This is a genomic window from Burkholderia sp. WP42 (genome assembly GCF_000745665.1).
GTDB lineage: Bacteria > Pseudomonadota > Gammaproteobacteria > Burkholderiales > Burkholderiaceae > Burkholderia > Burkholderia vietnamiensis.
This window is the reverse complement of sequence record NZ_JQJT01000017.1, coordinates 132,792-147,282: the sequence shown is the minus strand read 5'-3', so window position 1 is coordinate 147,282 and position 14,491 is coordinate 132,792. Positions and strand designations below refer to the sequence as shown.

Below are 14,491 nucleotides of genomic sequence, written 5' to 3'. Positions count from 1 at the left end.
AATGCACACGCGCGGCGCTCCTACAATCGGTGCCTCATCAGTCGACTGGTCCTGTTCGGCCGCACGACGGCACCGCACGGACCTCTGCCTTTTCATGAAGCCACAACCTGCGATCGAGCAACCTCCCATCGAACCGCCACGATGGAACACCTGGCTCGATCCGCTCGGCAAAGCCGCACGCGACTGGGCGACGAGCGACGGGCTGATCTGGCTGCACCTCGCCAAGACCGTGCTCGCCGCGCTGCTCGCGATGGGCATCGCGATGCGGCTCGAGATGTCGCAGCCGCGCACCGCAATGACCACCGTGTTCGTGCTGATGCAGCCGTTGTCGGGGATGGTGTTCGCGAAGAGCTTCTACCGCGTGCTCGGCACGGCGGCCGGCCTGGTGGCCGCGTTGGCGCTCGGCGGCCTGTTCGCGCAGCAGCCCGAGCTGTACATGGCCGGCATCACGCTGTGGATCGGCAGCTGCATCGCGCTCGCGGTGCGCAACCGTCACTTTCGCTGGTACGGCTTCGTGCTCGCCGGCTACACGGCCGCGCTGATCGGCCTGCCCGCGGTGATGACGCCGCAGACGCTGTTCCAGTCGGCGCTCACGCGCGCCGCCGAAGTCGCGCTCGGGATCGCCTGCTCGGGCGCGGTCAGCGCGCTGATCCTGCCGCTCAGTTCCGCGAAGGCGTTGATGCGCTCGCTGGCCGCGCGTCGCGTGAAGTTCGCCTCGTTTGCGGCCAGCGCGCTGTCCGGCGAGCTGGCGCGCGGCGACTTCGAACGGCGCTTCGCCGACTTCGTCGACGAGATCGTCGGCTTCGAGGCGAACCGTGCGTTCGCATCGTTCGAAGACCCGCACATTCGCGCACGCAGCCGCCGGCTCGCGCGGCTGAACAGCGAGTTCATGAACGCCTGCACGCGGCTGCACGCGCTGCACCAGCTCATCAAGCGCCTGCGCGTGAACCAGTCGGACGCCGTGCTCGGTGCGATCGCGCCGCACCTCGACGGCCTCGCGCAGCGGATCGCCGCCTTGCGCGACGAGCGGCAGCGCGGCATCACGACGACGACCGGCGCGCTGCTGGAACTGCGCCGCTTCCACGCGGCGCTGCCGAAGGCCGCACGCGCGTCGCGCCGCGCGATCGAGGATCATGCGGCCGGCGGCCTGCTCGATTTCGATACCGCGATCGAGCTGATGTATCGCTTCATCGGCGAGTATCTCGGCTATGCGGACACCAACGCGTCGCTCGACCGCGACGATCACGCGTTCGAGCGCTCGGTCACGCACTACGCGGTGAAGACGAATTCGTTCTTCGTCGGCTTCGCGTTCCTGCGCACGCTCGTCGCCGTGGGCGCGATGAGCGCGTTCTGGATCGCGTCGGAGTGGCCGAGCGGTTCGCTGGCCGTGATCTCCACGGCCATCGCGTGCGCGTTGAGCTCGACGTCGCCGCGCGCGCCGAAATTCGTCGCACAGATGAGCGTCGGCGCGGCGTTCGCGACGGCCGTCGGCTACGTGTGCCTGTGCTACGTCTATCCGAACATCGACGGCTTTCCGCTGCTGTGCGCGGCGCTCACGCCGGTGCTCGGCCTCGGCGCATTTCTCGCGATGCGACCGGGCCTGTCCGGCTACGGGATCGGGTTTGCGGTGTTCTTCTGTCTGCTGGCCGGGCCGGACAACGCGATTTCGTATACGCCCGAGTTGCTGATCAACAACGGCGTCGCGGTCGTCGTCGCGCTGCTCGCCTGCTCGATCATGTTCGCGGTCGTGTTTCCGACGCACATGCCGTGGCTCACGTCGCGCATCGCGCACGATCTGCGCCGCCAGGTCACGCTCGCCTGCGAAGACACGCGCGAAGGTCTCGCCGCGCGGTTCCAGTCGAGCACGCATGACCTGATGGCGCAGCTGCGCACGCTGCTCGTGAAGCGCACGCGCCAGCATCGGATTGCATTGCGCTGGATGCTGTCGACGCTCGAGGTCGGCCACGCGGTCATCGACCTGCGCGACGAGATGAACGAGTTCTGCGCAACGAAGCCGCCGCAGACGCTGCACTGGACCGCATCGGTCGACGCGGTGCTGCACGAGCTACCGCGCTTCTTCGACGATCCGACGCCAAGCCACCACGCCCGCACGCTGAAATCGGTGAATCTGGCGATCCGCGCCGCGCAGCATACGCTGCATGCGTGGTACGCGGTGCCCGACGAGCGCCACCGCATGCAGCGCATCATCGGCTGCCTGCACTTCCTCCGCAGCGCGCTGCTGGACAAGGATGCGCCGTTCAATCGTCACTACGGCTGAAGGCGGCGGAAACCGTGTCGGCTGCGACGGCGATCGATGCGCACGCAACCTCACCCTTGTTGCGATTGGAAATAAGCTCTACACCCGCGGTGATTAATCTTTAGGCACCGCGAGCTTATAGTTTGGTCACTGCCGGCGACGCCGGTACTGACCCAGGAGAGCCCCAAATGAAGCCGCTGTATCTCGCCGTCGTTGCCCTGTCGCTCACCGCTGCCGTCGCGCACGCCCAGCCCGCCCCGGCCGACGGTGCACAGCAACCGGCGAACCGCGCCGAAACCGTCGAGGCCGCAGGCCGTGTCGATCGTACGCAATCGAAGCAGGAAGATCCGAACGCCTGCGTGGGCCCCGTCAGCTTCTGCAACGTCTACTTCGGCAGCTGAGCATGACGCCGCGTCGTCATGGCCCGGCCCGCCGCGCGCGCATCGTCCGCATTGCCTGCGCGCGCGCCCGACGAGCCGGCCGATCGCTGCAACCGCATTGCCCGTCACGCCGCTTCGATTGAAGCGGCGTGGTCGTTTCAGGCCCGCCGCCCTGGGCGCCACATCGCCTCGCCTCGCCTCACCTCGCGCACCGCATCCAGCAGCCGTCCCGCCACACCGTCACCCTGCCGACGCGATGAACCCGCCGTCGGGCGCAGGATGCGGCACGTACCAGCCGAAATACACTTCAGCCTCCACGATCCGACCATCGCGCACGCGTAATCGCTCCGCGTTCCGGAAGCGCTTGCCGCTCGTCGTGTCGGCTTCATAGACGACGAACACGTACTCGCCGTGCACGGCGACGTCGACGAACCGGAAACCGGCGAGCAGCGCGCTGTTCGGCCAGCAACGGGCCAGATACGCGTCGCGGTCGAGCCGGTTGTCGAGCGGGCTGGTGAAATGGAAATCCGGCGCAATCAGCGCTTCGATCGCGTCGCGGTCCTTGTCGACGTACGCGCGGTAGCTCGCGCGTGCAACCTCACCGGGGTCGTCGGGCATCGTCGTTACCTCCGAAGAAAGCCGGGGCGAACGCAACGGCCGTGCGTCGCCCCGAAAGCATCGGGCAGACATCATGCGGCAGCGAGGCCGCAGGCCCGCGCCGCCGCGATTGCCGGGTCGCGGGCGCGCGGGCATGATGTGGGCCAGCGTGCCGGCTGAACGCGCAGCGGTTGTCGCCGCGCGCGACCGGCATCCTGAGCAATCCGCGTGCCGGCGCGGGCCGTCTACGTCACCGAATCCATGTCACTACGCGCATTCAGAACGCTGGTCGCGATCGCCCGATACCGGACCTTCGCACGCGCCGGCGAAGCGATCGGCCTTACGCAATCGGCGGTGAGCCTGCAGATCAAGGCGCTCGAAAGCGAATACAACGTCAGGCTGTTCGACCGGTCGCGCCGTCAGCCGGTGCTGACCGAAGCCGGCAACATTCTGCTCGCGCAGGCCGAACAGGTGCTCGCGCTGGTCGACCGGATTCCCGATGCGCTCAGCGACGAGAAGAAGCTCGTCGGCCGGCTGCGCATCGGCGCGATCCAGACCGCGCTGTCGGGCCCGCTGCCCGATGCGCTGCTGGCGCTGCGCGCCGCGCATCCGTCGCTGCGCGTGCACGTGTCGGCCGGCATGTCGGCCGAACTCGCGAACCGCGTCGCCGCCGGCGAGCTCGACGCGGCGATCACGACGCGCCCGGTGCGCCCGCACCCGCCCGCGCTCACGTGGACCACCTTGTACGAAGACCGCTTCTGGCTGCTCGCGCCGCCGCACGCGACGCAGCGCGACGCGCGCACGCTGCTCGACGCGCTGCCGTTCATCCGCTTCGACGCGCAGGCTTGGGCCGGCCGAATGATCGCCGCCGAGCTGCGCCGCATCGGCGTGCGCGTGCGCGAGCAAATGGTGCTCGACAGCGCGGAGACGATCGCACGGATGGTCGCGCGCGGCCTCGGCGCGGCGATCGTCGCGCTGCCCGACGCGACGCTCGCGCGGCTGCCGCCCGTCACGCGCCTGCCGTTCGGCGAGCCGCAGATGGGCCGCGAGGTCGTGCTGCTCGAACATCAATCGCGCCCGGCCGAGCGCTTCGCGCGTGCGCTGGCGGCCGAAGTCACCGCGTCAGCGATGAGAATTTCTCATTGAACGCCCGATAATTAACCATTATTGCTGCTGGATCGGCGTGCTAACTTGGCGGCATCGTCACTCTTTCGATCGCCCGCCGTCATGTCGCCTGCCCGCTGGATTCCCGCGTCGCCGTGCTTCGCCGCCTGCCTGAGGGCGCGCCGATGATCGGCCCCGTCCTGCTCGCGCTCGCGCCGGTCGCGCTGCTCGTCGCATTCGGCCACGGGCTGCGGCGCACGGGCTTCATCGGCGACGCGTTCTGGCCGCAAGCCGAGCGGCTCTGCTATTACGTGCTGCTGCCCGCGCTGTTCGCGCACGGCCTCGCGAATGCGCGGCTGCAAGCGCTGCCGGTCGTGCCGCTCGCCGCGGCGCTGGTCGGGTCGACCGCGGTCGTCGCGGCGCTGGTGCTGCTGGTTCGCCGGTTCGTGCAGGTCGACGGCGCGGGCTTCACGTCGGTGTTCCAGGGCGCGGTGCGCTTCAACAACTATGTCGGCACGGCGCTCGCCGCCGGGCTGTTCGGCGCGCGCGGGATCGCGCTCGCGGCCGTATGCGTCGCCGCCATCGTGCCGACCGTCAACCTGATGTGCGTGCTGGTGTTCGCGCGCTTCGGCGCGACGCGACTCGGCGCATGGGCGCTCGTGCACCGGATCGTGTCGAATCCGCTGGTCGTCGGCTGCGCGCTCGGGATCGCGATGCAGGCGGGCGGGATCGCGTTTCCGCCAGCGATCGAGCCGGCCGTGCGCGCGCTCGGCGCCGCGTCGATGCCGCTCGGCCTGCTGTGCGTGGGCGCTGCGCTGCGGTTCGACGCGGCGCGCGGCTGGATGCAGCCGATGTGTATCGCGTCTGCGTTCAAGTTCATGGCGATGCCGCTTGCGACGCTCGCGGCCGGCCGCCTGTTCGGGCTCGGCGATGCCGCGCTGACGATCGCGCTGCTGTTCCAGGCGCTGCCGACGTCGTCCTCGTCGTACATCATGGCGCGCCAGCTCGGCGGCGATGCACCGCTGATGGCAGGCATCACCGCGTTCCAGACGATTGCGGCCGCATTCGCGATGCCGGTCGTGCTGGCCGCGTTCGGCGCGCTGCCGATGTAGCGCTGAAAGGTCGGCGGGTGGAGGGCGACGGGTTGTCGCCGTTTCGCCGTTTCGCCGTTTCGCCGTTTCGCCGTTTCGCCGTTTCGCCGATTCGCCGTTTCGCCGTTTCGCCGTATTGCCGTTTCGCCGTGTCACCGTATTGCCGTGCCGCGATGCTGCCGTATGCGGTGCTGCGGTATCGAGGCGCTACGGAGCCGCGGGCGCCTGCGGTGCTACGGGCTGCGTCGTCTGTCGCACATCGCCGCGTCAGCCGCCGCGCGTTCGCGCGTGCGCCCGACGTCGGCGCGCGCCAACGCTTCCGACCGCGAACGCTCGCACCGCTTCCGCCAATCGCCAATCGCCGCCCGCCCCACCGATGCAGCCGCACGCGCGCCTGCATACCCCCAGCGGCGCCGATGCGCGCCCGCTTCTTCTCGCAGCCGCGCCGAAAACCGCCTATGGTGAATGGAGCGTGTCGGTGCATGCGGCGCGCACGACCGTCCGACCGTCCGACGCCCGCACCGGCGGCGCCGGCGCCGCGTTCCGGCGCCACGCCCCGCAATTGCGCGCACGCCCGGCCGTGTGCGCAATTGTGCCGCCCACCGGACCATCAGGAGGTATCCATGAAAGCCGTGCTGCTCGTCAGTTCCGCCCTGCTCGCCATGGCGTCCGTTTCGGCGTCGGCTCAAGGCTCGATCACCAAAGTCGAAAACGGCGCGCTCGTCGCCGCGAACGGCATGACCGTCTACGCGTTCGACAAGGACAAACCGAACGCGGGCACCAGCGCGTGCAGCGGTCAGTGCGAAGCGCTCTGGCCGCCGTACAAGGCCAGCGCGACCGATGTGCCGGTCGGCCCCTATACGATCGTCAAGCGCGACGATGGCAGCCCGCAATGGGCATACAAGGGCAAGCCGCTGTATTTCTTCTCGAAGGACATGAAACAGGGCGACCGCAACGGCGACAACTTCAAGAACGCATGGCACGTGGTCGCGCCGTAGGCGCCGTTCGCGCGCGTTCGCCGCGCCCACACGGGCCGCACGCATGAAAAAGCCCGCGCCGATCGTCGCTCGGCGCGGGCCTGCGTTGCTTCGCACACGCGGCGCCGCGCACCGGGCGCGGCAGCCGCGAACGCGTCAGCGGTTCGACGGGAAGCTGAACACCGTCCCTTCCCGCACGCCGGCCGACGGCCAGCGCTGCGTGATCGTCTTGCGCTTCGTGTAGAACCGCACCGCGTCCGGGCCGTAAGCGTGCAGATCGCCGAACAGCGAGCGCTTCCAGCCGCCGAACGAGTGGTACGCGACGGGCACCGGCAGCGGCACGTTGATGCCGACCATGCCGATCTGGATGTTGTCGCTGAAATAGCGCGCGGCCTCGCCGTCGCGCGTGAACAGGCACGTGCCGTTGCCGTATTCGTGCGCGTCGATCAGCGCCATCGCTTCGTCGAGCGAGTTCAGCCGGATCACGCCGAGCACCGGCCCGAAGATCTCGTGCTGATAGATCGGCATGCCCGGCTTCACGTGGTCGAACAGGCACGGGCCGAGGTAGTAGCCGCCGTCGTGGCCGTCGACCTTCACGCCGCGGCCGTCGACCACCAGCGTCGCGCCGGCTGCCACGCCCGCGTCGACGAAGCCCGTGACCTTGTCGAAGTGCTGCTTCGTGACGAGCGGCCCCATGTCGACGCCCGCGCCGTTGCCGGGGCCGACCTTCATTTTTTCGATCTCGGCCTTGAGCCCGGCGACGATGCGGTCGCCCGTTTCATCGCCGATCGCGACGACGAGCGGAATCGCCATGCAGCGCTCGCCGCACGAACCGTAGGCGGCGCCCATCAGCGCGTTCACCGCGTTGTCGATGTCGGCGTCGGGCATCACGACCGCGAAGTTCTTCGCACCGCCCAGCGCCTGCACGCGCTTGCCGTTCGCGCAGCCGGTCGAGTAGATGTACTCGGCGATCGGCGTCGAGCCGACGAAGCTCACCGCCTTCACGCGCGCGTCGGTGAGGATCGTGTCGACCGCCTCCTTGTCGCCGTTCACGACGTTCAGCACGCCGGGCGGCAGGCCGGCCTCGAGCGCGAGCTCGGCCATGCGCAGCGTCGACGAAGGCGTGCGCTCCGACGGCTTCAGCACGAACGTGTTGCCGCACGCGACGGCCATCGGCCACATCCACAGCGGCACCATCACCGGGAAGTTGAACGGCGTGATGCCGGCGACCACGCCGAGCGCCTGGAACTCGCTCCACGAGTCGATCGCGGGGCCGACGTTCTTGCTGTGCTCGCCCTTCAGCAGCTCGGGCACGTAGCTCGCATATTCGACGTTCTCGATGCCGCGCTGCAGTTCGCCCATCGCATCGGCGAGCACCTTGCCGTGCTCGGCCGTGATCAGCGCGCACAGTTCGTCCGCATGCTCTTCGAGCAGCGTCTTGAAGCGGCTCATCACGCGCGCGCGCTTCAGCGGCGGCGTGTTGCGCCACGCCGGGAACGCGGCCTGCGCGGACGCGATCGCGGCGTCGACGGTCAGCTGGTCGGCAAGCGCGACGCTCTTGTGCGATTCGCCGGTGGCCGGGTCGAACACCGGCTGCACGCGGCTGCCGCCGTCGACGCGCTTGCCGTCGATCAGATGGCCGAGGGTGGAAGTCACATTGCTGTCGTGTTTCATGGATGGCTCTTTCGTCGATTCGTTGGTCGCGGTCACGTCGGTGACCGCGGTGGTCGCGATGACGCGGCGCTCGCTCAGTCGACTTCGTTCAGCGCGTCGGACAGCGCGTTGACGAGGTTGTCGATCTCGCGCTTCTCGGCGATGAACGGCGGCGCGAGCTGGATCGTGTCGCCGCCGTAGCGCACGTAGAAACCCTTCGCCCAGCAACGCATCGCGATCTCGTACGGACGCCGTGCCGGCTCGCCCGGCAGCGCCGCGATCGTCAGGCCGGCCGCGAGCCCGTAGTTGCGGATGTCGGCGATATGGCGCTGACCCTTCAGCCCGTGCACGGCCGCCTCGAAATGCGGCGCGAGATCGCGCACGCGCGCGACCGCGTCTTCCTTCACGAGCAGGTCGAGCGCCGCCACGCCGGCCGCACACGCGACCGGGTGCGCCGAATAGGTGTAGCCGTGCGGGAACTCGAGCATGTAGTCGGGGCCGCCGGCCGCCATGAACGTGTCGTAGATCTCCTTCGTCGCGATCACGCCGCCGAGCGGCTGCGTGCCGTTGGTCACCTGCTTCGCGAAGTTCATGATGTCGGGCGTCACGCCGAACGCATCGGCGCCCGTCATCGCGCCGGAGCGGCCGAAGCCCGTGATGACCTCGTCGAAAATCAGCAGGATGTCGTGCGCGGTGCAGATGTCGCGCAGGCGCTTCAGATAGCCCTTCGGCGGGATGACCACGCCTGCCGAACCGGAGAACGGCTCGACGATCACGGCCGCGATGTTCGACGCGTCGTGCAGCGTGATCAGGTCGAGCAGACGGTCGGCGAGGTCGGCGCCGTTATCCGGCATCCCGCGCGAGAACTTGTTTTCGGCGAGCTGCGTGTGCGGCAGGAAATCGGCGTCGATGCCCTGGCCGAACAGCTTGCGGTTCGCGCCGATCCCGCCGACCGAGATGCCGCCGAAGTTCACGCCGTGATAGCCCTTCTCGCGGCCGATCAGGCGCGTCTTCGTGCCCTTGCCCTTCGCGCGCCAGTAGGCACGGGCCATTTTCAGCGACGTGTCGGCCGCCTCCGAGCCCGAGCCCGTGAAGAACACGTAGTCGAGGCCGGCCGGCGTCAGCTCCTTGATCTTGTTCGCGAGCTCGAACGACTTCGGGTGGCCGAACTGGAACGCCGGCGCGTAGTCGAGCTGCGCGATCTGGCGGCTCACCGCTTCGGTGATTTCCGTGCGGCCGTGACCGAGGCCCGTGCACCACAGGCCCGACAGGCCGTCGAAGATCTTGCGGCCTTCGGCGTCCGTGTAATAGGCGTCCTTGGCGGACACGATCATCCGCGGGTCGGACTTGAACTGACGGTTCGCGGTGAACGGCATCCAGTGCGCGTCGAGCCATGCGGCGTCGGTGCGGAGGTTCGTGTCTTCGTGCTGGCTGGCGGAGATCGTGTCGGTCATGTGGGTCGGCGCGGTGCGCCCCTCGTACGGGTAATGATGTTGCGCATTGTCGGGACGCCGATTAGTCTTTTGAATATCGCAATATCAATGTTCACTTGCGCAACTATGCAAGCAAAGAAACCGAAGAGCCGCGCGCTGCTCGGGCAGCTCAGCGACATGGACCTGCGGCTGCTGCGGGTGTTCAAGGGCGTGGTCCAGTGCGGCGGAATGGCGGCCGCCGAACTCGAGCTGAATATCGGCATCTCGACCATCAGCCGGCACGTGAAGGATCTGGAAACGCGCCTCGGCCTGGTGCTGTGCCGGCGCGGCCGCGCGGGTTTCACGCTGACCGCCGAGGGGCAGACCGTCTACGAGGAGACGCTGCGGCTGCTGGCGTCGATGGAGGCGTTTCGCAGCAGAATCGACGGCATTCACGACAAGATGGGAGGAGAACTGCACATCGCCGTATTCGACAAGACGGCCACCAATCCGCAGGCCCGGCTGGGCGACGCGATCCGCCAGTTCGCGGACGAGGCGCCGGACGTGGCGCTGAACCTGCATGTCGCGTCGATCAACGAGGTCGAGCGCGGGATCATCGACGGCAGCTATCAGGTCGGGATCATTCCCGCGCACCGCAACTCGGGTAGCCTCGTCTATGCGGAACTGTTCGACGAGCGGATGCTGCTGTACTGCGGCCGCCAGCATCCGCTCTACGACGCGCCGCACGGCAAGCTCACGTGGACCTCGATCCGCAACCATGCGTTCGCGGGGCTCGGTTTTCACTCGCCGAACATGGAGCTGAGTCATCGCGCGAAGCTCACGCGCAGCGCGACCGCCTCCGACCAGGAATCGATCGCGACGCTGATCCTGTCCGGGCGCTATCTCGGCTTCCTGCCCGACCATTACGCGGAGAGCTTCGAAAACAAGGGGCTGATGCAGCCGATCGCGCCGCATCGGTTCAATTACCGCTGCCGCTTCGTGAGCCTGCTGCGGCGCTCGCCGCGGCCGTCGCGGGCGGCTTTGCTGTTCCAGTCGTGCCTCGAGGCCGCGCATGCGGCGGGGCATGCGGGCGAAGGATCGGGGGAGCGGGCGTAGGCGGGGCATTGAGGCGGCCGCGTCGGGCAAAGTAGCCGGGAGGTCGGCGCATGTGTGGAACCGCCGTTGGCGGTCGGCGGTTGCCCCCGTGCCCGGCGCCGACCGCCGCGCGCCCCATCGGCCGCCCGATCCGCCTCTGCGATAATGCGCACTTCCCGTTTCCGCTCCGCCTCACGCCATGATGCAGCCGTCCGCCCCGCTCTCCACCGACCTGCCGCCGATTTCCTGCCTGCCCGGCGATGCGCTGCCGTGGCTGCCGATGAGCGCCGACCTGCCGGGGCTCGCGATCAAGTACCTGCACATCAACGCGGCAGAGGACACGCTCACCGCCCTGCTGAAGATGCCGGCCGGCGGCACGCTGCCGCGTCATCGCCACGACGGCGACGTGTTCGTCCACACGCTGCAGGGCGCATGGCGCTACCGCGAGTACGACTGGATCGCGCACGCCGGCTCGACCGTGCTCGAACCGGCCGGGTCGGTCCATACGCCGGAAACGCTCGGCGCGCCCGGCGACGACGTGATCACGCTGAACGTGATGCGCGGCGACCTCGTGCTGCTCGACGACGACGGCCGCGAGACCGCCCGCGAGAATTGCCGCGTCGCGCTGCTGCGCCAGCGCAAGCACGCGCGTACCGCACCGCACGACGCGACGGCCTTCGTCACCCGCTAAGACGGGCAACAGCGGCGCGCCGCGAGGCCGACCGTGCGGACGGCGGACGGCTCCGCTCGTCCGCGTCTGCCACCCGCCCGCCGCCCATCATCGAAAACGCCGAAAGAACCGCCGAATATCGTCGACCAGCCGGTCCGGTTCTTCCATCGCGGCGAAATGGCCGCCGCTCGGCATGTCGGTCCACTGCACGACGTCGAACACCCGTTCGACCCAACTGCGCGGGGGCCGGCTGATCTCCTTCGGAAAGCGGGCGAACGCGATCGGCACCGTCACGCGCTGCCCGGCCGCGAAGCGCATCGGCTGCAGCCGGTTCTCCCAATACATCTGCATCGACGAGCCGATGCACGCGCTGAACCAGTAGAGCGAAATGCCGGTCAGCAGCGTGTCGTGCGAAAACCGCCGCGCGACGTCGCCGTCGCAATCGCTCCACGCGCGAAACTTCTCGGCGATCCACGCGGCGAGCCCGGCCGGCGAGTCGTTGAGCGCGGCGGCGAGCGTCTGCGGCCGCGTCATGTGCACATGCGCATAGCCGCCTTCCAGCGCGGCCCATTCGGCGCGCTCCCTGACGAACGCCCGTTCTTCGTCGGTCAGCGGCGCGGCCGCGTCGATCGCAGGCTCGTAACTGCCCGGCAGGTAGTTGAGGTGGATGCCGTCGACCACGTCCGCATGTCGCGCGCCGAGCGCGATCGACACGCCCGCGCCGAGATCGCCGCCCTGCGCGCCGAAGCGGCGATAGCCGAGTCCGGCCATCAATGCGGCCCAGCAGTCGGCGACCTGAAATGCCGCGACGCCGGGCGCCGCCGGCGGCGGCGAGAACAGGAAGCCGGGCAGCGACGGCACGACGACGTCGAACGCGTCGAGCGGGTCGCCGCCGAACGCGGCGGGGTCGCACAGGCGCTCGATCAGCGCGTCGAATTCGAACACCGACCCTGGCCAGCCGTGCGTGATCACGAGCGGATACGGGTTCGGCCCCGCGCCGCGCCGATGGATGAAATGCACGCGCTGCCCGCCGACGTCCGCGACGAACTGCGGCAAGCGGTTCAGCGCCTGCTCGGCCGCGCGCCAGTCGAATCGTTCGGCCCAGTACGCGGTCAGGTCGCGCAGCCACGCGCCGTCGACGCCCTGCTGCCAAGGCTCGGCAGGCGTCAGCAGCGGCACGCGCGTGTCGCGCAGGCGCCGGCGCAGGTCGGCGAGCGCATGATCCGGAATCTCGATGTTGAACGGGACGGCGTGCATCGTGTCTCCTCGCGAAGGATATCGACGCGATTCTGCGCGATTTTTATAACGCGCGCAGACGGCGCCGCGACGCGTCAGCCGGCTTCGCCCACGTCTGCGCGCGCGTCGCGCCGGATCGCCTGCGGCGGCACGCCGAAGCCGCGCACGAACGCATCGCGCAGATGCCGCCGGTCGCGAAAGCCGTTCTCCTTGGCGATCACGTCGAGCGAATGCCGGCTCTGCTCGATCATCAGCCGGGCGGCCTCGAGCCGCAGCCGCTCGATCGCCTTCGCCGGCGACTGCCCGGTTTCGAGCGTGAACACGCGGCTGAACTGCCGCGGGCTCAGGTGCACGGCGTCGGCCAGCGCCTCGACGGTCAGCGCACGGCCGAGGTTCTGCCGCGCATAGTTGAGCGCGTTCTGGATCCGGTCCGACTTCGGCGCGAGATCGAGCATTTCGGAATGCTGCGACTGCCCGCCCGCGCGGCGCTGCTGCATCACTAGCTTGTGCGCGACCGAGCGCGCGGCCTCTGCGCCCAGATCCTTCTCCACCATCGCGAGCGCGAGATCGAGGCCCGCGGTCATCCCGGCCGACGTCCACACCGGCCCGTCGACGATGTAGATGCGGTCCTCCTCGACCCGAACGTCCGGAAAACGCTTCTGCATGTCGCGGCCGAGCGCCCAGTGCGTGGTCGCGCGGCGCTGTGCGAGCAGCCCGGCCTCGGCGAGCACGAACGCGCCCGTGCAGATGCCGGCGATCCGCCGCGCGCGCGGGTTGGCACGGCGCAGGAACGCGACGACCGCGGCCGGCGCGGGCGACGCCAACGGATCGTTGACGCCCGCGACGATCCACGTGTCGACGTCGGTGCGCCGGCCGCGCAACGGCCGCGTGGCGACCCGCAGCCCGAGCGACGAGCGCACCTCGCCGCCGTCGACCGAATAGTTGTCCATCGCGTAGAACGGCTCGCCCGCGGTCAGGTTCGCGTACTCGAACACCGATTGCGCGGCGAGCGCCATGATCTGGAAGCCGTCGCTGAGCAGAAAGCCGATGCGGTGCATGCATATCTCCGGAGGCGGGCGGGCGGGCGTCGCGATCGCGATTGACCGGCCCGATGTCCGAAATCATACCCATCTACGTCATTTGTGTCGCGGCGATTCGACGCCAGAATGCAGCCATGCACTCAACCTTTGTCCCAACACGGAGCGACATCATGACTGAAGCACATCGCGGTACGGCCGTCATCACGGGCGCATCGTCCGGCATCGGCGCAATCTACGCAGACCGCCTCGCGCGCCGCGGCTACGACCTGATCCTGGTCGCCCGCAATCGCGACCGGCTGGCCGCGCTCGCCGAGCGCATCACGAACGACACGCGGCGCAGCGTCGAGATCGTCGCCGCGGACCTCAACGATCGCGCGTCGCTCGCCGCCGTCGAGGCGAAGCTGAAGGAGGACGCGAGCATCACGCTGCTCGTCAACAACGCGGGCGTCGGCACGCACGCGGCGCTGCTGGACAGCGACGTCGACGCGATGACGCGGATGATCGACCTGAACGTCACCGCGCTCACGCGGCTGACCTATGCGGCCGTGCCCGGCTTCGTCGCACGCGGGCGCGGCGCGGTGATCAACATCTCGTCGATCGTCGCGTTGTCGCCGGAAACGCTCAACGGCGTGTACGGCGGCACCAAGGCGTTCGTGCTCGCGTTCAGCCAGTCGCTGCATCACGAACTCGCGGAGCGCGGCGTGCAGGTGCAGGCCGTGCTGCCCGGCGCGACCGCGACCGAATTCTGGCAGACCGGCGGCCTGCCGCTCGAGCACTTGCCGAAGGAGATCGTGATGTCGGCGTCCGAGCTCGTCGACGCGGCGCTGGTCGGCTTCGATCGCGGCGAGCTCGTGACGATTCCGTCGCTGCATGCGGCCGACGAATGGGAAGCATACGACGCCGCGCGTCGCACGATGGCGCCGCATCTGTCGGCGAACGCGCCGGCGGCGCGTTATGTGGTTGCGCGGTAGCGCGGCGG

General features: G+C 69.0%; 13 protein-coding genes. 8 read left to right on the top strand and 5 right to left on the bottom strand.

The annotated features are described in order from the left end of the window. Positions 1-94 precede the first annotated feature (94 nt). Together EX20_RS10795 and EX20_RS10790 are read left to right on the top strand one after the other, a co-directional pair. Positions 95-2,278 carry an FUSC family protein gene (locus EX20_RS10795; protein ID WP_034193519.1) on the top strand — a complete coding sequence of 728 codons (2,184 nt, stop codon included), beginning with the start codon at positions 95-97 and terminating at the stop codon, positions 2,276-2,278. Between the two features lie 167 nt (positions 2,279-2,445). Further along, positions 2,446-2,658, top strand: coding sequence for a hypothetical protein (locus EX20_RS10790; protein ID WP_011882153.1), 213 nt, complete (start codon positions 2,446-2,448; stop codon positions 2,656-2,658). 219 nt (positions 2,659-2,877) lie between these two features. On the opposite strand, the gene EX20_RS10785 is transcribed toward EX20_RS10790, so the two are convergent. After that, positions 2,878-3,255 (bottom strand): nuclear transport factor 2 family protein, encoded by a 378-nt coding sequence (locus EX20_RS10785; protein ID WP_011882152.1) that lies wholly within the window; start codon positions 3,253-3,255, stop codon positions 2,878-2,880. A gap of 240 nt (positions 3,256-3,495) precedes the next feature. Here EX20_RS10785 and EX20_RS10780 point away from each other — a divergent pair, with 240 nt between their 5' ends. The 3 genes from EX20_RS10780 to EX20_RS10770 all read left to right on the top strand — a co-directional run bounded on the left by EX20_RS10780 (position 3,496) and on the right by EX20_RS10770 (position 6,427). Then, complete coding sequence (locus EX20_RS10780) at positions 3,496-4,380, top strand: LysR family transcriptional regulator (RefSeq protein ID WP_011882151.1); 885 nt, start codon at positions 3,496-3,498, stop codon at positions 4,378-4,380. Between the two features lie 143 nt (positions 4,381-4,523). After that, positions 4,524-5,450: an AEC family transporter gene (locus tag EX20_RS10775; protein WP_011882150.1), complete on the top strand. Its 927-nt coding sequence runs from the start codon at positions 4,524-4,526 to the stop codon at positions 5,448-5,450. Positions 5,451-6,052: 602 nt separating this feature from the next. Beyond that, positions 6,053-6,427, top strand: a complete 375-nt coding sequence (locus EX20_RS10770) for a COG4315 family predicted lipoprotein (RefSeq protein WP_034193518.1) — start codon at positions 6,053-6,055, stop codon at positions 6,425-6,427. A 135-nt stretch (positions 6,428-6,562) separates the two neighbouring features. Here EX20_RS10770 and EX20_RS10765 read toward each other — a convergent pair whose 3' ends face one another. Next, positions 6,563-8,080, bottom strand: coding sequence for a CoA-acylating methylmalonate-semialdehyde dehydrogenase (locus tag EX20_RS10765; RefSeq protein WP_034193517.1), 1,518 nt, complete (start codon positions 8,078-8,080; stop codon positions 6,563-6,565). 74 nt (positions 8,081-8,154) lie between these two features. Next, positions 8,155-9,513 carry an omega-aminotransferase AptA gene (locus EX20_RS10760; RefSeq protein WP_011882147.1) on the bottom strand — a complete coding sequence of 453 codons (1,359 nt, stop codon included), beginning with the start codon at positions 9,511-9,513 and terminating at the stop codon, positions 8,155-8,157. 105 nt (positions 9,514-9,618) lie between these two features. Between EX20_RS10760 and EX20_RS10755 the strand changes: the two genes are divergently transcribed. Beyond that, entirely contained in the window at positions 9,619-10,587 is a 969-nt protein-coding gene (locus EX20_RS10755; protein ID WP_011882146.1) for a LysR family transcriptional regulator, read from the top strand. Between the two features lie 178 nt (positions 10,588-10,765). Continuing rightward, positions 10,766-11,257 (top strand): 2,4'-dihydroxyacetophenone dioxygenase family protein, encoded by a 492-nt coding sequence (locus EX20_RS10750; protein ID WP_011882145.1) that lies wholly within the window; start codon positions 10,766-10,768, stop codon positions 11,255-11,257. Positions 11,258-11,344: 87 nt separating this feature from the next. Here the strand turns inward: EX20_RS10750 and EX20_RS10745 are convergent, their stop codons facing one another. Next, a complete protein-coding gene (locus tag EX20_RS10745) occupies positions 11,345-12,493 on the bottom strand; it encodes an epoxide hydrolase family protein (RefSeq protein WP_034193516.1) in 1,149 nt (382 codons plus the stop codon). Positions 12,494-12,567: 74 nt separating this feature from the next. Continuing rightward, a complete protein-coding gene (locus tag EX20_RS10740) occupies positions 12,568-13,530 on the bottom strand; it encodes a GlxA family transcriptional regulator (RefSeq protein WP_034193515.1) in 963 nt (320 codons plus the stop codon). A gap of 152 nt (positions 13,531-13,682) precedes the next feature. On the opposite strand from EX20_RS10740, the gene EX20_RS10735 reads away from it, so the two are divergent. Next, positions 13,683-14,483: an SDR family NAD(P)-dependent oxidoreductase gene (locus tag EX20_RS10735; RefSeq protein ID WP_034193514.1), complete on the top strand. Its 801-nt coding sequence runs from the start codon at positions 13,683-13,685 to the stop codon at positions 14,481-14,483. Positions 14,484-14,491 lie beyond the last annotated feature (8 nt).

What these genes read in the sequence shown, in the direction of transcription:
- EX20_RS10740 (WP_034193515.1), bottom strand. Translation starts at nt 13,530, where the DNA reads ATGCACCGCATCGGCTTTCTGCTCAGCGACGGCTTCCAGATCATGGCG.
- EX20_RS10785 (WP_011882152.1), bottom strand. Translation starts at nt 3,255, where the DNA reads ATGCCCGACGACCCCGGTGAGGTTGCACGCGCGAGCTACCGCGCGTAC.
- EX20_RS10770 (WP_034193518.1), top strand. Translation starts at nt 6,053, where the DNA reads ATGAAAGCCGTGCTGCTCGTCAGTTCCGCCCTGCTCGCCATGGCGTCC.
- EX20_RS10745 (WP_034193516.1), bottom strand. Translation starts at nt 12,493, where the DNA reads ATGCACGCCGTCCCGTTCAACATCGAGATTCCGGATCATGCGCTCGCC.
- EX20_RS10750 (WP_011882145.1), top strand. Translation starts at nt 10,766, where the DNA reads ATGATGCAGCCGTCCGCCCCGCTCTCCACCGACCTGCCGCCGATTTCC.
- EX20_RS10795 (WP_034193519.1), top strand. Translation starts at nt 95, where the DNA reads ATGAAGCCACAACCTGCGATCGAGCAACCTCCCATCGAACCGCCACGA.
- EX20_RS10780 (WP_011882151.1), top strand. Translation starts at nt 3,496, where the DNA reads ATGTCACTACGCGCATTCAGAACGCTGGTCGCGATCGCCCGATACCGG.
- EX20_RS10790 (WP_011882153.1), top strand. Translation starts at nt 2,446, where the DNA reads ATGAAGCCGCTGTATCTCGCCGTCGTTGCCCTGTCGCTCACCGCTGCC.
- EX20_RS10755 (WP_011882146.1), top strand. Translation starts at nt 9,619, where the DNA reads ATGCAAGCAAAGAAACCGAAGAGCCGCGCGCTGCTCGGGCAGCTCAGC.
- EX20_RS10760 (WP_011882147.1), bottom strand. Translation starts at nt 9,513, where the DNA reads ATGACCGACACGATCTCCGCCAGCCAGCACGAAGACACGAACCTCCGC.
- EX20_RS10735 (WP_034193514.1), top strand. Translation starts at nt 13,683, where the DNA reads ATGACTGAAGCACATCGCGGTACGGCCGTCATCACGGGCGCATCGTCC.
- EX20_RS10765 (WP_034193517.1), bottom strand. Translation starts at nt 8,080, where the DNA reads ATGAAACACGACAGCAATGTGACTTCCACCCTCGGCCATCTGATCGAC.
- EX20_RS10775 (WP_011882150.1), top strand. Translation starts at nt 4,524, where the DNA reads ATGATCGGCCCCGTCCTGCTCGCGCTCGCGCCGGTCGCGCTGCTCGTC.